Below are 22,468 nucleotides of genomic sequence, written 5' to 3'. Positions count from 1 at the left end.
GTCCTTTTTTGCTTATCCAGAACGCTGCCGCGCCGCCCGTCACAACACACCACGACCGGTAAAAGTAAAGCAAGGTCTTCTTTTTTTGCAAAAAAAGAAGCAAAAAAACTCTCGTTCGTTAGCCCATTCCAGTGACACCGCCGGGAACCCAACTCCAAAAAGTTTTTTGCTTCTTTTTTTCAAAAAAGAAGCGCTTCCCTTCCTTCTCTACGCCACCCATGCCATCTCCCAATCATGGAAAACCCGCACGATCCGGTCGGCTGGCACGGCACGACCATCCTCTGCGTCCGCGCGAACGGCGCGGTCGCCATGGCCGGCGACGGTCAGGTCAGCCTCGGCAACACCGTGGTCAAAGGCAATGCCCGCAAGGTCCGCCGCATCGGCAACGGTGCCGTCCTCGCCGGTTTTGCCGGCGCCACCGCCGATGCCTTTACCTTGCTCGAACGCCTCGAAGCCAAGCTCGAACGCTTCCCCAACCAGCTCGAGCGCGCCTGCGTCGAACTGGCCAAGGATTGGCGGACCGACCGCTACCTCCGCCGCCTCGAAGCCATGATGGCGGTGGCGGATGGCATCCATTCCTACACCCTCACCGGCAACGGCGACGTGCTCGAACCCGAAGACGGCATCATCGCCATCGGCTCCGGTGGCAATTTCGCCCTCGCCGCCGCCCGCGCCCTGCTCACCGTCGATGGTCTCACCGCCGAGGACATCGCCCGCCGTGCCATGAAAATCGCCGGCGACATCTGCATCTACACCAACCATAACCTGATTGTGGAAACCCTGTGATCGACAGCCCGACCTACACCCCCCGCGAGATCGTCTCCGAGCTCGACCGCTTCATCGTCGGCCAGAACGATGCCAAACGCGCCGTCGCCATCGCACTGCGCAACCGCTGGCGCCGCCAGCAACTCCCCGAAGCCATGCGCGAGGAAGTCGTCCCGAAAAACATCCTGATGATCGGCCCGACCGGCTGCGGCAAAACCGAAATCGCCCGCCGCCTTGCCAAACTCGCCCAAGCCCCCTTCATCAAGGTCGAAGCCACCAAATTCACCGAAGTCGGCTATGTCGGCCGCGACGTCGAAAGCATCATCCGCGACCTGGTCGAAATCTCGATCACCATGCTGCGCGATGCCAACCGCAAAGGCGTCGCCGCCCGCGCCGAACTCGCCGCCGAGGACCGGCTCCTGACCGCTCTGGTAGGGGAGGGGGCCTCCGCCGATACCCGCAACCGCTTCCGCACCATGCTCCGCGACGGCCAGCTGGAAGACAAGGAAATCGATATCGAGGTCGCCGAAAACCCCGCCAACATGATCGGACAGCTCGATATGCCGGGCATGCCCCCCGGTGGTGCCGCCAACATCGGCGAAATGATGAAATCCATGTTCGGCCGCCAGCAGGGCCGCAAGCGCATGAGCGTCGCCGCCGCCCGCACCGCCCTGAACCGCGAGGAAGCCGATCGCCTGCTCGATACCGACCAACTCACCGCCGACGCCCGCACCCACGCGGAAAATCACGGCATCGTCTTCCTCGACGAAATCGACAAAATCTGCGCCAAAACCGAAGGTGGCTTCCGCGGTGGCGATGTCTCGCGCGAAGGCGTGCAGCGCGACTTGCTCCCCCTCATCGAAGGCACCACGGTCACCACCAAATACGGCCCGGTCAAGACCGACCACATCCTGTTCATCGCCTCGGGCGCCTTCCATGTCGCCAAACCGTCCGACCTCCTGCCCGAACTTCAGGGCCGCCTGCCCATCCGCGTCGAACTCGCGCCGCTCTCGCGCGACGATCTCCGCCGCATCCTCACCGAACCCGAACACTCGCTCCTCAAGCAATACGTCGCGCTGATGGAGACCGAAAACGTCCATCTCGACTTCACCGATGCCGCGATTGACGCCATCGCGAGCCTCGCCGCCGACATCAACGACCGCGTCGAGAACATCGGCGCGCGCCGTCTTGCCACCGTCCTCGAACGCATGCTGGAGGACATCAGCTTCGGTGCCACCGACCGGTCGGGCGAAACCATCAGCGTCGATGCCAGCCTCGTGCACGACCGTGTCGCGCCACTGGCGGCCAAGGGCGATCTCTCCCGCTTCATCCTGTAGCGGAGCGCCGCGCGCCCATGGCCGCCACCAAACGCAACGTGATCTTCGTACTCGCGGCGGTGATCACCGGCCTGATCTCGATCGTCTTCGGCCTCGGCGTGATCCGCGCCAGTGCCTTTTTCGCCACGCTCACGACCGGCCGGGAGTGGCTGCCCTTCCTGCTCTGTCCCGCCGGTCTGGCCCTGATCGTTTTCCTCACCCGCAGCGTCTTTCCGGGCGCCCAGGGCTCGGGGATTCCGCAGGCAATGGCGGGCCTGCAGATGCAGGACCCCGCCGATGTCGATTCGGTGCTCTCCCTCCGCATCGCAGCCGGCAAGTTCCTGCTGACCCTGCTGGGCTTCGCGGTCGGCGCCTCGATCGGCAAGGAAGGCCCGACGGTGCAGATCGGCTGCGCCACTATGAACATCTGCGGCCGCCTCGGGCTGGAGCGCAGCCACGCGCTCCAGCGATTGCTTATCCTAGCCGGTGGCGCCGCCGGCATCACCTGCGCCTTCAACGCCCCGATCGCCGGGATCATCTTCGCGATCGAGGAAATGGCCCGCAGCTTCGATGATCGTCAGGTCCGTTCGATCATCCTCGCCGCCTTCGCCAGCGGTATCACCCTGTTTCTCGTGCTCGGCTACCAGCCCTATTTCGGCTTCTCGCGCGCCACCCTTGCGCTCGGCTCGATCTGGCTGCTGGTCCCGGTCTGCGCCGTCGTCGGCGGCCTTGCCGGCGGCCTGTTCGCCCAGATCCTCATCATGCCGGCCCGCTTCATGCCGGCATCCGTCAACCGCCTCGCACGGAGCCGCCCCGTCGTTTTCGCGGCACTCTGCGGCCTCATTCTCGCGGCGATCGGCTTCGCCTCGCATGGTCAGGTCTATGATGCGAGCTACGGCGAAGCCCGCGAGGCTCTGACCCGCGGCGTGCTGCCGCCGCTGGAATTCGCCCCGCTGAAATTCCTCGCAACCCTGGTCTCCTATCTGTCGGGGATTCCCGGCGGCATCTTCGCCCCTTCTCTCGCCGTCGGCGTCGGCGTCGGCACGGCGTTTGCCCACCTGATCCCCAACCTGCCGGTGGCCGCCTTCGCCATGATCGGCATGGCCGGATATTTCGCCGGTGTCGTCCAGTCCCCGCTCACCGCCACCGCCATCGTGATCGAAATGACCAGCAACCCCGCCATGACCGTCCCGGTCGGTGTCGCCGCGATCCTCGGCACCATGGCATCGCGGGTGGTGTGCAAGGAACCAGTCTATCACGCCATGGCGCAGCAATTCCTCCGCGTCGTCGAGCACAAGCCGGTGGCGGCACCGAACACCGCCGGATTGCCTCCCGAATAAAGGCCGCGCCACCGCTTTTGCATGCGAAGGCCATCCTCGGGCATGAACGTGCCATGAACATCATCAACCCGCCGAAACGATTATCCCGGCTCCGACCGCTCGCCTTCGCCGGGCTCGTCCTCGTCACCGTCGGGATCGCCGTGGCCCTCCAGCGTCATTCACTGACCCCCGCAGGTCTCCGCCACCATTTCGCAGCACTGCATGATCTGGTGACCCATCACCGCCTCACCGGCTTCGCCGCGTTTTTCGGCATCTATATCCTCGCCACCGCCCTGTCGTTTCCCGGCGCGCTGATCCTGACGCTCGCTGCCGGTGCGCTGTTCGGCGTGGTCGCGGGCAGCGTGCTCGTCTCCTTTGCGGCCACGATCGGTGCAAGCCTCGCCTTCCTGATCGCCCGGTTCCTGCTGCGCGATTTCGCACTGGCCCGGTTTCCCGGCGCCTTCGCCCGAATTGATCACGGGATCGCGCGTGACGGCGCGTTGTATCTGATCTCCCTCCGGCTGGTCCCCGTTATCCCGTTCGTCGCGATCAACCTGCTCGCCGGGCTGACCCGGCTCTCCCTCGGCCGCTTCTATCTTGCGAGCCAGATCGGCATGCTCCCGGCCACCATCATCTATGTCAACGCCGGCGCCACCCTCGCCACACTGGGCGCCCACCACACCGTACTCACCGCGCGCCTGATCCTCGGCCTGCTGCTCCTCGCCGCCCTGCCACTCGCCGCTCCGCTCGTGCGCAATGCGTTGACACGACGCCGCCGTCAGGCCGGTTTTTCCCGCCCCCGCCGCTTCGATCGCAATCTGGTGGTGATCGGCGGGGGCGCTGCCGGGTTGGTCACCGCCTATGTCGCCGCCGCCCTGCGCGCCCGTGTCACCCTGATCGAATCGGCACTCATGGGCGGTGATTGCCTCAATACCGGTTGCGTGCCTTCCAAAGCCCTGCTCCATGCGGCCCGCCTCGGAATGGATTTCCCCGCCGCGCGCGCCGCAGTCCGCGCCGCCATCGCCGGTGTCGCCCCCCATGATTCGGTGGCGCGCTATACGGCACTCGGCGTCGATGTCCGGCACGGGCACGCCCGAATCGTCTCGCCATGGTCGGTCGCGATCGGTGAGGACATCATCACCACCCGCGCCATCGTCATCGCCGCCGGCGCCGAACCGGTCATCCCCTCGATCCCGGGCCTCGCCCATTGCCCTTCGGCAACCTCGGAAACCCTCTGGGACCTCGAAACTCTGCCCGCCCGCCTGCTCATCCTCGGCGGCGGCCCGATCGGATGCGAAATGGCGCAGGCCTTCGCCCGTCTGGGCAGTGACGTCACTCTGGTCGAAAACGCTGCTTGCCTGCTCCCGCGCGAGGACGACGATGTTTCCACCGCCATCGCCACCGCCCTGCGGCGTGACGGCGTCACCATCCTGACCGGACATCGCGCCGTGGCCGTCCTTGCCGAACATGGCGGCTTCGCCCTGCGCACCGATTTTCAGGATGACATCGTCGATATCGGGTTCGACCGCATTCTTCTCGCAATCGGGCGCAAGCCGCGCCTTTCCGGCTACGGGCTGGAAGACCTCGGCATCGCTCCGGGCCCGGGCCGCACGATCGAAACCGATGCCTGGCTGCAAACCCTCCAGCCCACCATCTTTGCCTGCGGCGATGTCGCCGGCCCGTATCAACTGACCCATATCGCCGGATTTCAGGGTGGATTCGCTGCCCTGAACGCCCTGTTCAGCCCGTTCTGGCGGTTCAAACCCTCGTATCGCGCGGTCCCCGCAGTCACCTACACCAGCCCGGAGATCGCACGGGTCGGCCTCAACGAACGCGAAGCCCTAGCGCGCGGCATTGCCTGCGAGATCACCCGCTACGAATTCACCGAACTCGATCGCGCGATCGCGGAAGCCGACACCGAAGGGTTCGTCACCGTCCTGACCCGCCCGGGATCGGACCGGATTCTCGGGGCCACCATCGTCGGCACCCATGCCGGCGAAATTCTGACCGGCTTCACCATCGCGATCCAGCATGATCTCGGCCTCAAAAAACTGCTCGGCACGATCTACCCCTACCCGACCCGCAGCGAGGCGATCCGCGCCGTCGCCGGCCTCTGGCGCCAGAAACATGCCTCCCCGCGCGGCCTCGCTTTGCTCCATCGCTTCCATAAGTGGCGCCGCCGATGAACCATGCCGCCGCCCTCATCTCGGTCGTGATCCCCACGCTGAACGAAGCGGCCCACCTGCCGGCCCTGCTCGCCACGATCGCCGCCGCTCCCGATCTGGTCGCGGCGATCATCGTCAGCGACGGCGGCAGCACCGATCAAACGCCAACCCTCGCCCGCGCCGCCGGGGCAATCCTGATCGAGGGACCATCCGGGCGCGGCAGCCAGTTGCAACGCGGCATCGCGGCCGCCCCCACCAAATGGCTGCTTCTGCTTCACGCCGACTCCCACCTCCCGCCCGATTGGCCGACCACGATCCGCCGAAACCTCATCGACCCAAGCCGCGCTTATTTCGGCACGCTCCGCTTCGCCAGCGCCGATTTGCGCGCCCGCCTCCTCGAAGCGCTGGTCCGCCTGCGCTGCTTCCTGTTCCGCCTGCCCTACGGCGATCAGGGCCTGCTGATCCATCGAGACCTGCTCGAAGCCGCCGGCGGCATGCCATGCCTCGCCTTGATGGAAGATGTCGCGCTGGCCCGAAATCTCGGCCGCCGCCGCCTCGACCCGATGAACCTCATCGTCACCACCGATGCCTCAGCCTATATCCGCGATGGCTGGGTCCGCCGCGTCGCCGCCAACTTCATCCGCCTGTTGCGCTACCTCATCGCCCCCGACGCTCCCGCCATTCGCGACTACCGCCGATGAGCCTGCCCGTGGTGATCGTGTTCACCCGCATCCCCCGTCTCGGCGTCGGCAAGCGGCGGCTGGCGCGCAAGATCGGCGACCGCGCGGCGCTGAACCTCTCGCGCACCCTGCTGCACCGCCTGCTCCGGCGCATCCGCCCCCTCCGCCGGGTCGTCCTTGTCGTCGCGATCACGCCGGACCATTACGCGCGCCTGCGCGCCCCCGGATGGGCGATCCAAAGGCAGGGTCGAGGTGATCTCGGCACCCGCATGCACCGTGCGATGGCGCATTTCCCCAACCGTCCGGTCATTCTGATCGGCAGCGACATCCCCGACATCGCGCCGTCCGACCTGCGGCGAGCACTACGCCTCCTGCGCGGCCATCACGCGGTATTCGGCCCGGCGGCGGATGGCGGCTACTGGCTGATCGGCCTGTCGGCAGGCCGCCCGGCGGCGATGTTCGCCAATGTTCGATGGTCGAGCCCCCACGCTCTGGCTGACACCCGACGCAACTTCCCCCGCCGCCGCGTCGCGCTGCTGCGCCGCCTCCACGATCTCGATGAGTAGCAACATCGGGCGAAATCAACGTCTCCGCCGTCAGGCGATCTGCGTCGCGGGCTCGACGGGAGACCGATGTTCGATGACCGAGCGGCATTGCGCCATCACGTCCGCGAAGGAACTCGCGTAATGATCCGCCCCGATCGTCGTCCGCATCCGTTCCTGCTGAAGTGCCGGCTCCTCATGCGGCCACAGCCCCACCAGAATCGGTGTGCCCTCCGGCAGATAACGCCGCAACCGCCGGATCAGATAGCGCAGATGCGCCGGACTGCCGCTGATATCGAGATACGCGATCGCCGCCATCGCCACGTTGCTGACGTCCAGATGCTGCAAGGCATGCCGTGAAACATCGTCGTACCTGACCAGCCGCCCCGCAATCCCCTGTTGCTGCAACAGATGCACCAGCATCGCCGAAGCCGGTTCATCGAGCGGCCCCCGCCCGGCAATGCTCAAAATCGCGGGCGCTTCCAGACCGGCAGGGGCAACGAGCACCCCCTCGGCACGTCCATCCCCGGTTGGCTCGACATGCTCGGCCAAAGTCTCGACCAATTCATAGATCGCCGTCTTCACCGTATCGAGCTGCTCGGGTTCCAGCACGCCCCGATCGGCATCGGCGGCCACGAGTTGCATCCCCGGCAAGGCCACCTCGTCATAATACGACGCCAGCGTCATATCCTTGAGCAGCGTCTCAGCCTGCTCCACCACCTCGTCCGCGTCGTCGGCCAGCAGCCGCTGATAGAAGGTCTCCACCGGGCTCAGCGCCGGCTGGTCCCCGAACATCACATCGAGAAATTCGAGCCGCTTGACGTTGCGTCCGATCACCACAAGGCAAAGGGTCAGCGGCGTCGACAGAAACAGCCCGACCGGCCCCCACACCCACGACCAGAAAATCGCCGCCACCACCACGGCGAACGGTGAAATCCCCGTGCTGTGCCCGTAGAGCAGCGGTTCGATCAACTGACCGGTGATCCCCTCGACGACGATGTAAAGTGCTGCCGTCCACAGCGCCATCGACCAGCCCGGTTCCACCGCCGCCGCCAGGGCGATCGGCAGCAGGGCGGAAATCATCGAGCCGATATACGGAATGAACCGCAACAGCGCTGACAACACCCCCCACAGCACCGGGTTGGGCACACCGATGAAAAACAGCCCGACCCCGACCACGATGCCGAACGTGGTGTTTACCGTAAGCTGGGTCAGAAAATACCGCCGCAACCGCGAATCCGCATCATCCATCGCGATCGTGGTCCGGTGAATATCATCTGCCCCGATCAGCCGGATCAGCCGGTCCCGTAAATCCTCGCTCTGCAACAACGCGAATATCGCGACGATGAACACGATGCCAATCGTGGCCAGCGGCGACAGCACTGGCCCCAGAACCTCCTTCACCACGCCCCAATGCGACGTCACGCCGGTCGAACCGCGCGCAGGTGCCGCCGTCGGGGCCATCTGGCCGCCCGGCGTCGCTGCGGGTGCCGAAGCGGCTGCGCCACCCTGCGCCGTCTTCCTTGCCGGCTGCATGAATTTGGTCACCCGGCCGATCGTCTCGGCCTGAATCGTCGCCGCCTTGGTCTCGATCGTCTTGGTGTAGTTCGGCAGATCATGCGCGAGCGACCCGATCTGCCCGCCGATCACGCTGCCGATCCCAAGCAGAACCCCGATCGTCACCGTCACCACCAGCAACACGGAGGGTATTCGCCCCAGCCGCCAGCGCCGGAACAGTGCGACCAGCGGCGCCAGCAGGAACGCGAGCAGCACGGCCAGGGTAATCGGGATCAGCACTTCCCGCCCGAAATAGAGCGTCACCACCACGAGGACGAACAACGTCATCATCTTCGCCGGATCTTTGGCGGGACCCCGTCCCGGGTTGCGACCCTTCGCACCCATCGAGCCCGATGCAACCGGCGATGCCTTGACCATTCCCTGAACTGCTCCCCGTCCGGATCGACCGAATGTCGATCACGAAAAGTTCACTCATACATCAGCGGCCTCTCCGATGCCGTTCCGGAAAATTACAAGACCGGAATATGTGCCGCACACCGGGGCGCAGTCAGCACCCCGGCCCGGCCTGTCATCGCAGATCGGGCGGCGTCGCCTCGGTCCTGAGCGCGGTCACCACCTCATCGAGCGCCACCGTCGTGGACGCATCGCTGCCGAGCCGGCGCAGCGATACCGTGTTCTGCTCCGCCTCCCGCCGCCCGACCACCATGATGTTCGGGATCAGCGCAAGGCTCAAATCCCTGATCTTGGCATTGATCTTTTCATTACGCAGATCGGTGGTCACCGAAAGCCCGGCGGATTTCAACCGCCCCGCCACGGTTTCGGCATACTCGTTGGCATCGGTCACGATACTGGCCACCGCCACCTGCGTGGGCGCCAGCCAGAGCGGAAACCGCCCCGCGCAATTCTCGATCATCATGCCGATGAACCGCTCGAAACTCCCCAATATCGCACGATGCAGCATCACCGGCCGGGCACGCTGGCTTTCCGCCGTGATGTAGCTGGCATCCAGCCGCTCCGGCAGCACGAAATCGACCTGCAACGTCCCGCACTGCCAATCCCGCCCGATCGCATCCCGGAGCACGAATTCGAGCTTCGGCCCATAGAACGCCCCCTCGCCGGGATTGAGCGTATACTCCACCCCGGCTTGCGCGCAGGCCGATTTCAGCGCCGCCTCGGCCTTGTCCCAGACCTCATCGCTGCCCGCGCGCGGCGTCGGCCGGTCGGCGAATTTCACCGCGAAGTCGGCGAACCCGAAATCCCGGTACACCAGCCGAAGCATCTCGACGAACCGCACCGTCTCATCCGCGATCTGATCCTCGGTACAGAAAATATGCGCATCGTCCTGCGCGAACCCGCGCACCCGCATGATGCCATGCAGCGACCCCGAAGGCTCGTACCGATGACATGCCCCGAATTCCGCCATCCGCAGCGGCAATTCCCGATACGAGCGCAGCCCGTGGTTGAAAATCTGGACATGGCACGGGCAGTTCATCGGCTTGACCGCGAGCACCTTGTTCTCGTCCTCGACCTCGGCGATGAACATATGCGCGTGGTAATTCTCCCAATGTCCCGACTTTTCCCACAGCGAGCGGTCGAGCAATTGCGGCGTGCGCACCTCGGAATACCCGAACTGCTCCTGGCGGCGGCGCATATAGGATTCCACCGTCCGGTACAGCCGCCAGCCCTTCTCGTGCCAGAACACCGACCCCGCCGCTTCTTCCTGCATATGGAACAAGTCCATCTGCCGTCCGATCTTGCGATGATCGCGCCGCTCCGCCTCCTCCAACTGGTGCAGATGCGCGTCGAGTTCCTTCTGGTCCCGCCATGCGGTGCCATAGATCCGGCTGAGCATCGGATTGCGATGATCGCCCCGCCAATACGCACCGGCCACCTTGGTCAGCTTGAACGCACCGCCGATATCCCCGGTACCGCGCATATGCGGCCCCCGGCAGAGATCGAGCCAGTCGCCCTGCCGATAGATCGTGATCGTCTCGGCATCCGGCAGATCGCGGATCAGTTCCGCCTTGAACCGCTCCCCACGCGCCTCGAAAAACTCGATCGCGGTCGCGCGCGGCCAGACCTCGCGGGTGAACGGCGCATTGGCCGCGACGATCTCGCGCATCCGTGCCTCAATCGCGGGCAGATCATCCGGGGTGAAGGCCTCGTTGCGGAAAAAATCGTAATAGAACCCGCCTTCGATCGCCGGGCCGATCGTCACCTGCGTGCCGGGATACAGCGACTGCACCGCCTCGGCCATCACATGTGCCGCATCGTGGCGGATCATCGTCAGCGCCTCGGGGTCCTTGCGGGTAATGAACCGCACCCGCGCATCCCGCTCGATCTCGCGCGCGATATCCATCATCGCGCCATCGACCTCCATCGCCAGCGCCGCCTTCGCCAGCCCCGGGCCGATCGATGCCGCGATCGTGGTGCCGGTGACGGCGCCCGGATAGTCGCGGACGGAACCGTCAGGCAAAGTGATCGCAGGCATGATTTTGCTCCTTCAGGGCAAGGGTGAGCGAGGGTTATGCCGCCCCGGCCGCGCAAAGCCAAGCGCACGGGACTTCGTCAACCTCGGCCCGAGCGACAGAAACCCGCCACCTCACCCCAACAAGAGTTTTTTGCTCCTTTTTTGCAAAAAACTAGTCCTGCCTGCCTATACTTTCCCGACCGCCGCCGCCACCGGGGATACCGCCAACTCCGAAAGATCTGACACCCGAATAATCGTCGGCCACGCCCCATCCGGCATCCGCGGTGCCGTCAACACCGGGTCGCTGGCACCGCCGAACAGCACGATGCACCGTACGCCGAGCGCCGCCGCCAGATGCACCGGCCCGGTATCGTTGCCGATCACGATGGTGGCACGGTCGAGGCAGGCGGCAAGCTGCGCGATGTCGGTGCGCCCGGTCATATCGATCACCCCGGGTGCGACGCGGCGAATTTCATCGGCGAGCGGCCGTTCGGCTTCAGTGCCAAAAATCACTGCCGGCATCGGCAATTGCGCGGCGAGCGCCCCGAACCGCGCTGCCGGCCAGCGCTTCTCCGGCCGATGCGGCGCAGCCCCCGGAATCAGGGCAGCGAACGCCTCCGGAAGCGCGCGCGGCGGCGGCACCCTACGCAGCCAGGACAAATCGGGAGCGGGCAGGGGGGCTATCCCGGCAATCGCCAGCTGCTCGGCAATCCGTTCGCGCGTATGCAGCCGGTTCCGCCCCGGATTCCCATGAAAAAACCGCGCCCCACGCGCAATCCCCGACCACTCCGGCCTGCCCGCCAGCCGAAAATAGCGCGACGACCGCGACGATGTCTGCAGATCGTACACCATGTCGAACCCCGCCAACCGTCGCCGCAGCAGCACCAACCCCGCAAAATCCCAGGGGGCCGGCTTCTCGTCGATAATCACAGTATCGAACCACGGTGCCTGCGCCAGAAACCCCGCAAACGGTGCCGTCGTCAGCAGCGAGATCGCGGCCCCGCCATGATGCGCCCGGATCGCGGCGAAAGCCGGCATGCTGAGCACGATATCGCCCAGTGCGCCGTGCCGGATCACCATGACTTTCATCCCGGCACTTTCACCCCAGCAACTCGTGATAAACCGCCAGATTTCCCGCCTGCATCGCCGCGATCGAATAATGTTCCGAAACGAATGCTCGCCCCGCGTGCCCCATTTCGATACGCGCCTCGACCGGAAGATCGAGCGCCGCATCCAGCGCCGCCGCCAGCGCAGCCGCGTCGCCCGGCTTCACCCGCCAGCCGGTTTCCCCGTCCACGATGGTTTCGCGCGCCGCGCCATGATCGCTCGCGATCACCAGCCGCCGCATCGCCTGCGCCTCGACGATGGTGCGCCCGAATGCTTCCGGATCGGTCGATGCATTGACCACGACATCCGCCAGCTTGTAGGCCGCCGGCATGTCCGCGCAGTCCCCGGCAAACAGCACCCGGCTCGCAACCTCGTGGCTCCGCGCCCGCTCCGCGAGCGATTTCGCGTAAGCATCGCGCCCCTGAGCGCTGCCGAGCAGGATCAGTGTGACGTCACGATGGCGCATCCGCCCCAGCGCCTCGATCATCACCTCCTGCCCCTTCCACGAGGTCAGCCGCGCCGGCAGCATGATGGTCTGCCCGCCATCCGGCAGCCGCCACGCCCGCGCGAGCCGATCGATCCGCCCGCCATTGACCGTCTCCGGATCGAACTTCACCGGATCGACCCCGCCAGGCACGATCCGCAGCCGGTCATCCCCGACATGATGCCGCTCGCGCACCAGTTCCGCGATGAATCGTGAAATCGCGATCACCCGGTTCCCCGACGCCATCACCGCATTATACCGCCGCTTGAACAGGCCGCGTTGGTTGTAAGCACCGTGGTAGGTCGTCACGAACGGAATTTCCCGCCGCATGCTCGCCGCCCGGGCCGCAAACGCCGGGGCCCGGGAATGGGCATGGATCAGCGAGACCTTCTGCTTCTTGATCAGCTTGGCCAGCTGATCGCCATTCCACCCCATCCGGAACGGGTTGCGCGATTTGAGATCGAGCGGAATATGAATCCCGCCGGCCCGTTCCACCGCCGGAACGAGCCGCCCCGGCAGGCTCGCCACCAGCGCCCGCGCCCCGGTGCGGGCCACCGCTTCCGTCAGTTCGATCACAACCTGTTCCACGCCCCCGGTTTCCAGTTGCGGCAGAACTTGTAGAATCGCGAAGTCGGACGGTTTGGCCATGCGTCACCTGCTGTGAGACGGCGGCGTTACCATGGCATGCAGGATAAAGGGAGAGCGCGATGCACGAGCAGATCGGCACGATCGACCACGAAGGCAAAGCACTCGCCTACGCCCATCTGGCGGGGGAGGGGCCGACGGTGGTTTTTCTCCCCGGTTTCGCTTCGGACATGCAGGGCAGCAAGGCGCTTCATCTGCGCACCGTCTGTGCCGCGCGGGGGCAGGCGATGCTCCGGCTCGATTATTCCGGTCACGGCACGTCCGGCGGCGAATTTTCCGAGGGCACGATCAGCCGCTGGGCCGGTGACGCCCGAGCGGTCATCGACCGCGTGGTGCCGCACGGCAAGCTGATCCTGGTCGGCTCCTCGATGGGTGGTTGGATCATGCTGCTGCTGGTTCGGCCGCTTGCCTCGCGAATCGCCGGCCTCCTCGGCATCGCCGCCGCGCCCGATTTCACCGAAGACCTGATCCGCCCCAGCCTGACGACCGAGGCCATCGCACACCTTGCCAGCAACCGCGACATTGCCTTGCCCAACCCCTACGGCCCACCCACCGTCCTGACGCCCGGCCTGTTCGAAGATGGCGCGAAACATCTCGTGCTCCGCTCGACCATCGATTTCACCGGCCCGACCCGCCTGATCCACGGCCAGTGCGATCTCGAAGTGCCGTGGCAGACCAGTCTGCGGATCGCAGAGCGCATCGCCAGCACCGATACCCGCGTGCTCCTGATCAAGGACGGCGAACACCGGCTCTCCCGCCCCAGCGACCTCGCGGCGATCGAAGACCTTCTGCTCTCGCTCACCCGGCCCTGAGCGGATTTTGCGCGGTATAGAGCGTCGTGGTGAACACCCGCTCCGGTGCTCCGCCGAATCGGGTCTCGGCGATATCGGCAAGCCCATCGAGCAACCGTGACCGATTCCCATCGGGCAGAGCCTTGATCACTGAAAAACTGGAATACAGATCGATCAACGCTGCGGTCGTGAGCCGGAGGCGGCGCTGCCAGCTCATAACCCCGATCTGCGCAAACCCCGCACGGCCGAGCTGATCGCGACGCCGGGAATGGTCGAGGTCGAAAGCCAGCCGCGTCCGGGAGCCCTGCGCCGCGACGCCAAGGGTTTCCATGAATATCGGCTGTATCGCGATCTGGAAATCATCCGAGATTGCGGTACCGAAATTCGTCCACCACATCGCCCACCAGCCCCCCGGCAACAGAGCCGCACGAACACGATCGAGCCCGCCCGGTTGCCGCACCCAGTGAAACGAGGTCGCGGCAATGCCGAGATCGAACGACTCCGGTGCAAGACCCACGGTTTCGAACGGTGCCGTGGCGATTCCCAGGGCGTCACATCCCTCATGCAAGCGGAATCGATCGGCCAGATAGGCGGCAAGCCGGGAGTCCGGCTCCACGGCAAGCAGGCGGCGCGGGCGGTAGTCCAGCAGCCGCCGGGTCGCGAGCCCCGTCCCGGGACCAATTTCGAAAATCGAAATTCCGCGGCGCAACGCGCCAATCGCCTCAAGCCGCTCGTATAATTCATCAGGATAAGCCGGGCGCGCCGCGTCGTAACGGGCAGGATCGTCACCGAATGCATCCCGTCCAAACCGATGCCCGACTTTGCTCACGTCGCGACGTTATTGGTCCATGCCGTCAAAGGAAAGCGCCGCCACTAAAAGTCGCCACATCGGATCAGCTCCCATCGGCGGCGCACAGCGATCAAACGCAACCGGCTCCACAGCGATCGAACGTATTTATAGCCGATGCACAGTCCTACCGCCGGCTTCAGAGTGGCCCCCTCAAGCCAACTATCACGCCATCCACGACCAGCACCGCCATGCCCAGGGATCGACCATTCCGCCGAGACACCATCGAAACCGCTGCGTGTATCGTCCGGCTCCCGATCGACCCAAGGCCGTAAAAATTTCATTCCCGACTGATCGTCCACGCCCTCGAAAGCCGGCAGTCCATTGCACGAAATTCAACTCCCTCCCGCAGCGAGATCGCTCGAAACCGATCCCGCGGCAAAGAGGTTCATGCGTGACCGAGCAGTTCGCCCATCACGATGCAGGCAGCCGAAACCAGAAGTATCAGCTCAGAATCGTCGTCGAACCACTGACGCTGGCGGTCAACGCCGCCGATGCACCGATCACGGAAATCTTGGTGCCGTCGCTCAGGGTGAGAGCGATGGAGCCCACACCCATCGTCTGATTGGTGATCGTAACGCCCGAACCCAAAGTGATTTTATCAGGTCCGTTGCTGAAGCCGGTGATCACGTCGGAACTATTGGCGCTATTCATGTTGAAGACGAAATTGTTCAACGCCGCATTCGCGCCGCCAACCATGGTCGTCGCACCTGCGGCGGCCACCATCGTATTGTTTCCGGTGCCGCCAACCAGCGTACTGCCGGTCCCTTCGGCATACAAAACATTCGAACCGCTCCCGCCCACGAGGGAGTTATTGCCCTCGGTTCCGCCATAAGCGGTAATGCCGCCGGACCCGGCCAACGCCGTCACGCTGCCCGCGCCGATCTCGACGACGCTGTGCCCGGCGCCACCGATGAAATCGAGGGTTCCACCGCCACCGTACACGTTTGCCGCACCGGTCGCATTGATCGTGTCGGCACCGGCAATCACAAAAGCCAGAGACCCGCCGTTAAGCGTCGCGCTGTTATTTCCCGAAGCCATCAGCATGTAATTCGTGCCGGTCGCCGCGATCGAGGTATTTCCTTCGACATAGGCATAGGAAGAACCGCCGAGCGTCACCAGATCGCTGGAGGCGGAGCCACCCACAACGACGAAGGCATTGCTGCTTGCCGACGTGATGATGGAGTCGTTGCCACCTGCGGCAAAAACGACGCCACCGCCGCCGACATTGATCGTATTGGCAGTGCCATTGCCGAGAACCGTATCTGATCCAACCGCGTTGATGACATTATTGCTGCCATAGGCATAAAATTGTCCGGTCGGTCCAGCATTGACAACGTTGTCCGAACCGAACACCGCAATCGGTGCGCCGCTGGTGCCGGTGATCGTATTTGCGTTTCCGAGTGCGATGGTCTGCCCCGTACCGCCGTCGCTCACAGTATTCACATTCCCGGTCACAAGCGCGGAGGCTCAGGAATCCCCCCATTTTCCATAGGTCCAGGTATTGCGCCGATTCGCTGCGATTCTCTACCAAGCGTTGGAATGCATGGATGAGGGTGGATCATGGGAATTGCAGCATCGAAAAAGCGTGATGGTGGGCGGTTGAAGGACATCCGCGCATTCATTGACGAGTTGTATGCCCACGATCTCCACGCCAAACGCGTTGACTCCCTGTCTGCTGCGACACTGGGCGTGATGACCGGCGCGTCGCTCGCCGTCGCGATGATCGGTCAGGCGTTGGCACAGGCGCGCGGGCTGGTGACCAAGCACGCGATCAAGCAGGTTGATCGCATGCTCAGTAACGAGAGTATCGACGTCTGGGAAAGCTTCGCCCGTTGGGTACCGCATCTGGTGGGTTCGCAGACCGACATCGTCGTTGCCATGGACTGGACGGATTTCGACGGCGACGATCAGGCAACGTTGGCGCTCAACCTGGTGAGCAAGCATGGCCGGGCGATGCCTCTGTTGTGGCTGTCGATGTGGAAAGAGGAATTGAAAGATCAGCGCAACGCCATCGAGGATACTTGCCTGCGCCGCCTGTCGGAGGTTGTCCCGCCCGGCTGCCGCGTGACCATCCTGGCCGACCGCGGCTTCGGTGACCACAAGCTGTTCGCGTATCTTACGGAGCTTGGCTTTGCCTATATCATTCGCTTCCGCGGCAACATCCATGTCACCGATGCCGCAGGCGAGACGCGAACCGCGGCGGACTGGGTCGGCAAATCGGGCCGGGCGCGCAAACTGCGTGGTGCGCGCGTCACCGCCTCGCACGCCTATCAGGTCGGTGCCGTGGTGTGCGTACATGCGCGTGACATGAAGGAGCCGTGGTGCCTGGCGAGCAGTGACGCCGTGGCGTCTGCAGGGACATTGATCAAGCAATATTCCCGGCGCTGGACGATCGAACCCAGCTTCAGGGACGTCAAGGATTTGCGTTTTGGGATGGGGATGGCTGAGATCCGCATCGCCGAACCAGAGCGGCGCGATCGGCTGCTGCTCATCAGCGCGTTTGCGATGGCGCTGCTGACCATGCTCGGGACGGCAGGCGAGAGCCTGGGAATGGATCGACAGCTCAAGTCCAACACTTCGAAGACCCGCTCACACTCGTTGTTCCGTCAGGGGTGCATGCTCTATGAATTGATCCCGAACATGCCGAAGCACCGGCTACTGCCCCTGATGCGGCGGTTCACGGAAATGCTGCGCAGCAGCGGCATATTCGGCAATTCCATGCCGGCTACGTAATGAGGGGATGAGTGAGGCGCGGAGGAGCCGCCGCTGATCGACACGCTATCGCCCGTACCATGCATGTTGACGACGTCGTTGCCTGTCGCAACCACGGAATTGCTTGCGGACAGTGTCGTCATGTTGACGACCGACGTCCCGGATACGGTGATGTAATCCCCGGCATTGGCGACCCTTATCGTATCGGTCCCGCCCGACATGACTGTGTCCTGCCCGGCATTCAGCGTGATGAGATTGTTGCCACCGGCAGTCGAAATCGTGTTGTAGCTGTAGGGCGACGCAGAATAAGCCGCGGCGGTGATCGTGTTGTCACCGGCTGCAACCACGGCGGAGATATTCTTGCCGTCGAGTGTGAAATTATTGTTGCCGCCACCACCATACAAGGTCGTGACCCCGGTGCCGCCCAGCGGATCATAGGTCAGATTGGTATTGGCTCCAGCCACGACGAGCGCATTGAGGCCTGCACCGCCGGTGACTGTCTCATTCCCGGTGAACGTTGCGATAATGGCTGCGAAACCACGAGAGCCGCTGGCGGCCTGTACCGGCAGTGCAATCGATCCGCCGCCCGTCACGGTGCCCGAAAGGTAGATATCGTAGCCCGTCGTGAAGCCGGAGACCGCACTCGGCAGTGATGCCGTGCTCCCATCCGCCGCCAGCGTGATCGGCACCGCCACGATCGGGTCGTATGACGTATTCGCATTGACCACATTGGTGATGCTGCCTGTCAGCTGGTCCTGAACGGCGGTCACAAGGCTGCTGCTGATATCGAATGAAATCGGCGTGGTGCCGAGGGAAGAAAGAACCGAAACACTGCCGATGGGGGATACAGAAACTGACACGAAGCTCTCCTTGGGTGCTGCCGCGAGATGATTGTCGGTCTCTAGTCCACAAAACTTAACAAACGATCACCAACATCACGACGTTCTCAAGAGCGGTGCATATTACAACCATAACGTGTTATCAAGCATTTGTTTGCGTGAAAATCGCGGCATCGTTGTGCGCGCCGATACTGTTGCAGCCGCCTACCTCGAAACGCTCAACAAAGCGTCCAGTTCTTCACGGTGGCGATAATCCGGCATCAGCCGTGCCAGTTCCCGGTCCTGACGCGTCGCCGGGTGAAAATAAATCTCGCTTGATCCCGGCGGCAGGTTCGCCAGCAAGCGCCCGATTCGCGCGCGGGTCATCTGCCCGGACCATCTGATGCCGAAAACATGGTCGCTCGTCGCCAGTCCGGCCCGCCTTGCCTGCCAGCGCAGCAGCGAAGACCACCGATACAGCATCAAATCCCCCATCCGCGCCGGCGTGCCGCACGCCGCCAGCACCGCCGGCGGCTCCGCCGGAACCCGGATCCGCCGCAGCCCGAATTCACGGCCGACCCGGATCATCAGCGCCGCCACCGTCGGGTGAAGATGCATATGCTTGTGGCAATCGGCGTGATGCAGATCGAGCCCGGTCGCGCGATAGGCCTCGAACTGCGCCCGAATTTCAGTCTCAAGCTCGCGCCGCGCCGCCGCGCTGAAAAAATACCTCACCCCGAGTCGCGCCTGATCACTGCCGAACCGCCCATCGGCCTGCGTGATATGCGACAAACGTTCATGCCCGGAGACAGAAGCGCCCTCGACCAGTACGAGATGCAGCCCGGTCTTCAGCCCCGGCAGCCGCCTGGCCCGCGCCACCGCGTCCGCCGCGGCATCTCCCGCCACCATCAGGCTCGCTTGGGTCAGGCACCCGTCGCGATGCGCGATCTCCACCGCCTCGTTGACGCTCTCGGTCAGCCCGAAATCATCGGCCGAGAAAACGACCGATCGCGGTTCAGGCAGCGTGGCGCTCGCGCAGGAACTGATAGAACTCGACCCCCTCGCGCAGGCGCCGCTTCATCATCTGCGGACTCCGGACCATCTCGTTGAGGATCGACATGATCTTAGGTGCGCGGAAGTAGAACTTGCGATAAAAAACCTCAACGCCTTCGAAAATCTCGGTATGGCTCAGATTGGGATAATGTAGCGGCGCAATCTGAATACCGTGATCGTCGATCAACTCCGCATTCGCAATATCCAGCCAGCCGTTTTCCACCGCCTGATCGTACAGGAACGTCCCCGGATAAGGAGCCGCCAGCGAAACCTGAATCGTGTGCGGATTGATATCCTTCGCGAACTGGATCGTCTCGCGAATCGTCTCCTGCGTCTCACCGGGCAGCCCAAGAATGAACGTGCCGTGGATCTTGATGCCGAGATCGTGGCAATCCTTGGTGAACTGCCGCGCCACCTCGATCCGCATCCCCTTCTTGATATTGTGCAGGATCTGCTGATTACCCGATTCGTACCCGACCAGAAGCAGCCGCAGCCCGTTTTCGCGCAGCACCTTCAGCGTATCGCGCGGCACGTTGGCCTTGGCATTGCACGACCACGTCACCCCGAGCTTGCCGAGTTCCCGCGCAATCGCCTCGGCGCGCGGCAGATTATCCGTGAAGGTATCGTCGTCGAAAAACAATTCCTTCATCTGCGGAAAATCGCGCTTGATCTGCCTGACCTCGGCAATCACGTGCTCGACCGAACGGGTCCGGTAGCGGTGACCGCCCACCGTCTGCGGCCAGAGGCAGAACGTGCAGCGCGATTTGCACCCCCGCCCGGTATAGAGCGACACATAAGGATGCAGCAGATAGCCGATGAAATAATCCTCCATCCGCAGATCGCGCTTATACACATCCGAAACGAACGGCAGGCTGTCCATATCCTCAAGGATCGTCCGATCCTTGTTATGCACGATCGCCCCGGTCTCATCCCGATACGAAATCCCGTCGACCTCCGCGAACGCCCGCCCCTCCGCGATTTCCTTGATCGTGAAATCGAACTCGTTGCGTGCAACGAAATCGACCGGCGCGCCCTGTTCCAGGCTCTCCTTCGCCTGCACCGCCACCTTCGCGCCGATCATGCCGATGATCACCCGCGGGTTCGATGCCTTGATTGCAGCCGCCACCTTCACATCGTTCGCAAACGATGGCGTCGAGGTATGAATGATCACCAGCTCGGCGGCATTCGAATGCGGCAGCACATCCGCCATGCCGAGATTGGCCGGCGGTGCATCGATCAGTTTCGAACCGGGGATCAGCGCCGCAGGCTGCGCCAGCCAGGTCGGAAACCAGAACGAGCGGATCTCGCGCTTGGCCTGATAGCGCGAACCGGCGCCACCATCGAACCCGTCGAACGAGGGGGGCTGCAAAAACAGGGTCTTCATCATCGCATCGATCCTAACTCATATACCGCTCAAGCCGGTGGAGCCGCCGCGCCATTATCCGCGCGCAGCACCTGGCCCCGCCATTCGACATTGTCGCTCCAGAAACTGGCCCCGAAAATGATCGCCGAAAGACTGTCACGCAAGAGGAAAAGCCACGGCGGCGCGGTTTTGGCAAGCAGCGGGGCTTTCGCGCCACCCCCTGCAAGCCCGAGCCGCCGCTCCAGATACCGCGCCACGATATACCGAACCCCGGAAGCCAGAGCGAGAAACACCCAGGCCCAGGTTGCAAACCCGGCCAGCACCAGCCCGGCCAGCGCCCAGAACAGCGGAAACTGCACCAGCATCCCCCAATAAGCCCCCGGAACCAGCGCACGGATGGTCCGCGCCCAGCGCAACTCATGGCGGAACAACGCCGAAAACGTCGATTCGGTCACACTGGTCGCGGGAATTGTCCCCGCCAGCCCCACCACCTGTCCGCGCGCACGCACCCGCCGGCCCAGCACGTTGTCATCCGCCACATGATCGAGCAGCGCCGGAAACCCGCCGATCGCCTCCAGCGTGGCCCGGCTCAGCGCCATCGTCGCGCCCAGGCAATCCTGCCGTCCCAGCGCCCGCGCGATTGCCGCCCCCGGCAGAAACTGATGATTGATCTGCATCGCCCCCAGCACCGAGGGCAACGCGTCCCCCGCCGGCAATCCGGTATAATAACTCGTCACCATCCCGTCCGGTGCCGCCCGCCAGGCCGTCGCGATCGAGGTCAGATAATCGCGCGGCACGTGGATATCCGCATCGGAAATCACCAGTAGATCATGCCGCGCCCCCGGCAGCATCGCCATCAGATTGGCCACCTTCCGATTACGCCCCACCGGCCGCGCCCCGCACATCACCGCGACATCGACCCCCGGATAGCGCCGCGCCAGAGCGGCAACGTGCGACAGAGCGGGGTCCGCCGGATCTTCCGCACCAAAGACGATCTGATACTTCGGATAATCGAGCAGAAAACACGATTCCAACGCGATATCGAGCAGAGGTTCGGTGCCATAAAGCGGCTTGAGCAACGAAATCCCCGGCAGACCGATCGCCGATACGTCGTTTGGCACCACGTTCCGGTCCCGCCGCGCGATCAGCCACGAACCCACCGCCTGCTGGACCAATCCCGCGACGCACAACCCCTCCGCCAGCACCGGCAGTACGTCGACCATCCCGCAATCAGCCCTTGAGCGCCCCGCCGGACAAAGCTGCGACCTTCCGCTTCAACGCCTCGATCAATCTCGTCGCATTCCCCGGAGCGATCAGGCTGTCGAAATCCGATCGCTGCGTGGCAACCTTGCTGATCGTGCCCTCGAACAGCACATCGGTGATCTTCCAGCTTCCCCCGGTCGAGGTCATCACATAAGCGAGCTTGGTCTTGTGGCCGCCCTTCGCAACCAGATCCGTGGTCACGATCCGCTTGGCCCCCACGCTGCGCGTCCCCGGAAGGGTCTCGAAATGCTGCCCGCCATAGGCATCGAAGCTGCTGATATAGCTTGCCACCGTGTACTGGGTGAACAGCGTCTGCAACTCCGTCTGCTGCGCCGCCGGTATCTGCGACCACAACAGTCCCGCCGACACCTGCAAAATCTCCGGCAGATCGAAACTCTGCTCGACCACCGGCTTGAGCGCATCGTAGCGCGCCATGAAGCTCTTCCCGGCGCTGCCGGCCTTCATCGTCGCGATCAACGCGTCATCGAGCGCGGTGACCGGTGCGGCAATCGAGCCATCCGTGGCAGCAGCGCGTGCCGAGGGAAAGGCCAGAGGCAGGACCGCCGCGAGCGGTGCCGCCAGAATGATGCGTCGTTTCATGGTCCCT

Annotated in this window: 19 protein-coding genes; 8 read left to right on the top strand and 11 right to left on the bottom strand. The window is 64.0% G+C overall.

What is annotated here, in order from left to right; all coding sequences use genetic code 11:
- Window positions 1–234 precede the first annotated feature (234 nt).
- The 6 genes from hslV to SIL87_RS10685 are packed head-to-tail and all read left to right on the top strand — an operon-like array spanning window position 235 to window position 6,811.
- Window positions 235–786 (top strand): ATP-dependent protease subunit HslV, encoded by a 552-nt coding sequence (gene hslV, locus SIL87_RS10710; RefSeq protein ID WP_319614178.1) that lies wholly within the window; start codon window positions 235–237, stop codon window positions 784–786.
- The gene (gene hslU, locus SIL87_RS10705) at window positions 786–2,102 is read left to right on the top strand and encodes an ATP-dependent protease ATPase subunit HslU (RefSeq protein ID WP_319615953.1); all 1,317 of its coding nucleotides are present in this window, start codon (window positions 786–788) and stop codon (window positions 2,100–2,102) included. Before hslV ends, hslU begins: the two co-directional genes overlap by 1 nt.
- Window positions 2,103–2,119: 17 nt before the next feature.
- Window positions 2,120–3,421: a chloride channel protein gene (locus SIL87_RS10700; RefSeq protein ID WP_319614177.1), complete on the top strand. Its 1,302-nt coding sequence runs from the start codon at window positions 2,120–2,122 to the stop codon at window positions 3,419–3,421.
- A gap of 53 nt (window positions 3,422–3,474) precedes the next feature.
- Window positions 3,475–5,586, top strand: coding sequence for an FAD-dependent oxidoreductase (locus tag SIL87_RS10695; RefSeq protein ID WP_319614176.1), 2,112 nt, complete (start codon window positions 3,475–3,477; stop codon window positions 5,584–5,586).
- Window positions 5,583–6,266: a glycosyltransferase gene (locus tag SIL87_RS10690; RefSeq protein WP_319614175.1), complete on the top strand. Its 684-nt coding sequence runs from the start codon at window positions 5,583–5,585 to the stop codon at window positions 6,264–6,266. The genes SIL87_RS10695 and SIL87_RS10690 overlap by 4 nt, the downstream gene beginning before the upstream one ends.
- Complete coding sequence (locus tag SIL87_RS10685; RefSeq protein WP_319614174.1) at window positions 6,263–6,811, top strand: TIGR04282 family arsenosugar biosynthesis glycosyltransferase; 549 nt, start codon at window positions 6,263–6,265, stop codon at window positions 6,809–6,811. The genes SIL87_RS10690 and SIL87_RS10685 overlap by 4 nt, the downstream gene beginning before the upstream one ends.
- A 30-nt stretch (window positions 6,812–6,841) precedes the next feature.
- Here the strand turns inward: SIL87_RS10685 and SIL87_RS10680 are convergent, their stop codons facing one another.
- The 4 genes from SIL87_RS10680 to SIL87_RS10665 form a co-directional block, all read right to left on the bottom strand.
- The gene (locus tag SIL87_RS10680; protein WP_319614173.1) at window positions 6,842–8,722 is read right to left on the bottom strand and encodes an AI-2E family transporter; all 1,881 of its coding nucleotides are present in this window, start codon (window positions 8,720–8,722) and stop codon (window positions 6,842–6,844) included.
- A 151-nt stretch (window positions 8,723–8,873) separates the two neighbouring features.
- Window positions 8,874–10,796 carry a threonine--tRNA ligase gene (gene thrS, locus SIL87_RS10675; RefSeq protein ID WP_319614172.1) on the bottom strand — a complete coding sequence of 641 codons (1,923 nt, stop codon included), beginning with the start codon at window positions 10,794–10,796 and terminating at the stop codon, window positions 8,874–8,876.
- 165 nt (window positions 10,797–10,961) lie between these two features.
- Window positions 10,962–11,864, bottom strand: coding sequence for a glycosyltransferase family 9 protein (locus tag SIL87_RS10670; RefSeq protein WP_405055227.1), 903 nt, complete (start codon window positions 11,862–11,864; stop codon window positions 10,962–10,964).
- A gap of 10 nt (window positions 11,865–11,874) precedes the next feature.
- Window positions 11,875–13,014, bottom strand: a complete 1,140-nt coding sequence (locus SIL87_RS10665) for a glycosyltransferase family 4 protein (protein ID WP_319614170.1) — start codon at window positions 13,012–13,014, stop codon at window positions 11,875–11,877.
- Between the two features lie 59 nt (window positions 13,015–13,073).
- Between SIL87_RS10665 and SIL87_RS10660 the strand changes: the two genes are divergently transcribed.
- Window positions 13,074–13,823: an alpha/beta hydrolase gene (locus tag SIL87_RS10660; RefSeq protein ID WP_319614169.1), complete on the top strand. Its 750-nt coding sequence runs from the start codon at window positions 13,074–13,076 to the stop codon at window positions 13,821–13,823.
- Here the strand turns inward: SIL87_RS10660 and SIL87_RS10655 are convergent.
- Window positions 13,810–14,631, bottom strand: a complete 822-nt coding sequence (locus SIL87_RS10655; protein WP_319614168.1) for a class I SAM-dependent methyltransferase — start codon at window positions 14,629–14,631, stop codon at window positions 13,810–13,812. The two genes, SIL87_RS10660 and SIL87_RS10655, sit on opposite strands and share 14 nt — an antisense overlap.
- Before the next feature lie 462 nt (window positions 14,632–15,093).
- Complete coding sequence (locus tag SIL87_RS10650) at window positions 15,094–16,086, bottom strand: beta strand repeat-containing protein (protein ID WP_319614166.1); 993 nt, start codon at window positions 16,084–16,086, stop codon at window positions 15,094–15,096.
- A 126-nt stretch (window positions 16,087–16,212) separates the two neighbouring features.
- On the opposite strand from SIL87_RS10650, the gene SIL87_RS10645 reads away from it, so the two are divergent.
- Window positions 16,213–17,385, top strand: a complete 1,173-nt coding sequence (locus SIL87_RS10645; protein WP_319612376.1) for an IS4 family transposase — start codon at window positions 16,213–16,215, stop codon at window positions 17,383–17,385.
- Here the strand turns inward: SIL87_RS10645 and SIL87_RS10640 are convergent.
- The 5 genes from SIL87_RS10640 to SIL87_RS10620 form a co-directional block, all read right to left on the bottom strand.
- On the bottom strand, window positions 17,274–18,224 hold the full coding sequence (locus SIL87_RS10640; RefSeq protein ID WP_319614165.1) for a hypothetical protein: 951 nt from the start codon (window positions 18,222–18,224) through the stop codon (window positions 17,274–17,276). The two genes, SIL87_RS10645 and SIL87_RS10640, sit on opposite strands and share 112 nt — an antisense overlap.
- A gap of 183 nt (window positions 18,225–18,407) precedes the next feature.
- Window positions 18,408–19,205, bottom strand: a complete 798-nt coding sequence (gene hpnK / locus SIL87_RS10635; protein ID WP_319615952.1) for a hopanoid biosynthesis-associated protein HpnK — start codon at window positions 19,203–19,205, stop codon at window positions 18,408–18,410.
- Window positions 19,198–20,622, bottom strand: coding sequence for a hopanoid biosynthesis associated radical SAM protein HpnJ (gene hpnJ / locus SIL87_RS10630; RefSeq protein ID WP_319614164.1), 1,425 nt, complete (start codon window positions 20,620–20,622; stop codon window positions 19,198–19,200). Before hpnJ ends, hpnK begins: the two co-directional genes overlap by 8 nt.
- Window positions 20,623–20,648: 26 nt before the next feature.
- Window positions 20,649–21,821, bottom strand: coding sequence for a bacteriohopanetetrol glucosamine biosynthesis glycosyltransferase HpnI (gene hpnI / locus SIL87_RS10625; protein ID WP_319614163.1), 1,173 nt, complete (start codon window positions 21,819–21,821; stop codon window positions 20,649–20,651).
- Window positions 21,822–21,828: 7 nt separating this feature from the next.
- Window positions 21,829–22,461, bottom strand: a complete 633-nt coding sequence (locus SIL87_RS10620; protein WP_319614161.1) for an ABC transporter substrate-binding protein — start codon at window positions 22,459–22,461, stop codon at window positions 21,829–21,831.
- Window positions 22,462–22,468 lie beyond the last annotated feature (7 nt).

It is taken from the genome of Acidiphilium acidophilum (assembly GCF_033842475.1).
Classification (GTDB): domain Bacteria; phylum Pseudomonadota; class Alphaproteobacteria; order Acetobacterales; family Acetobacteraceae; genus Acidiphilium; species Acidiphilium acidophilum.
This window is presented reverse-complemented; position numbering and strand designations above follow the sequence as displayed.

What these genes read in the sequence shown, in the direction of transcription:
- hslV (WP_319614178.1), top strand. Translation starts at nt 235, where the DNA reads ATGGAAAACCCGCACGATCCGGTCGGCTGGCACGGCACGACCATCCTC.
- SIL87_RS10700 (WP_319614177.1), top strand. Translation starts at nt 2,120, where the DNA reads ATGGCCGCCACCAAACGCAACGTGATCTTCGTACTCGCGGCGGTGATC.
- SIL87_RS10695 (WP_319614176.1), top strand. Translation starts at nt 3,475, where the DNA reads ATGAACATCATCAACCCGCCGAAACGATTATCCCGGCTCCGACCGCTC.
- SIL87_RS10690 (WP_319614175.1), top strand. Translation starts at nt 5,583, where the DNA reads ATGAACCATGCCGCCGCCCTCATCTCGGTCGTGATCCCCACGCTGAAC.
- SIL87_RS10685 (WP_319614174.1), top strand. Translation starts at nt 6,263, where the DNA reads ATGAGCCTGCCCGTGGTGATCGTGTTCACCCGCATCCCCCGTCTCGGC.
- SIL87_RS10680 (WP_319614173.1), bottom strand. Translation starts at nt 8,722, where the DNA reads ATGGTCAAGGCATCGCCGGTTGCATCGGGCTCGATGGGTGCGAAGGGT.
- thrS (WP_319614172.1), bottom strand. Translation starts at nt 10,796, where the DNA reads ATGCCTGCGATCACTTTGCCTGACGGTTCCGTCCGCGACTATCCGGGC.
- SIL87_RS10670 (WP_405055227.1), bottom strand. Translation starts at nt 11,864, where the DNA reads ATGAAAGTCATGGTGATCCGGCACGGCGCACTGGGCGATATCGTGCTC.
- SIL87_RS10665 (WP_319614170.1), bottom strand. Translation starts at nt 13,014, where the DNA reads ATGGCCAAACCGTCCGACTTCGCGATTCTACAAGTTCTGCCGCAACTG.
- SIL87_RS10660 (WP_319614169.1), top strand. Translation starts at nt 13,074, where the DNA reads ATGCACGAGCAGATCGGCACGATCGACCACGAAGGCAAAGCACTCGCC.
- SIL87_RS10645 (WP_319612376.1), top strand. Translation starts at nt 16,213, where the DNA reads ATGGGAATTGCAGCATCGAAAAAGCGTGATGGTGGGCGGTTGAAGGAC.
- hpnJ (WP_319614164.1), bottom strand. Translation starts at nt 20,622, where the DNA reads ATGATGAAGACCCTGTTTTTGCAGCCCCCCTCGTTCGACGGGTTCGAT.
- hpnI (WP_319614163.1), bottom strand. Translation starts at nt 21,821, where the DNA reads ATGGTCGACGTACTGCCGGTGCTGGCGGAGGGGTTGTGCGTCGCGGGA.
- SIL87_RS10620 (WP_319614161.1), bottom strand. Translation starts at nt 22,461, where the DNA reads ATGAAACGACGCATCATTCTGGCGGCACCGCTCGCGGCGGTCCTGCCT.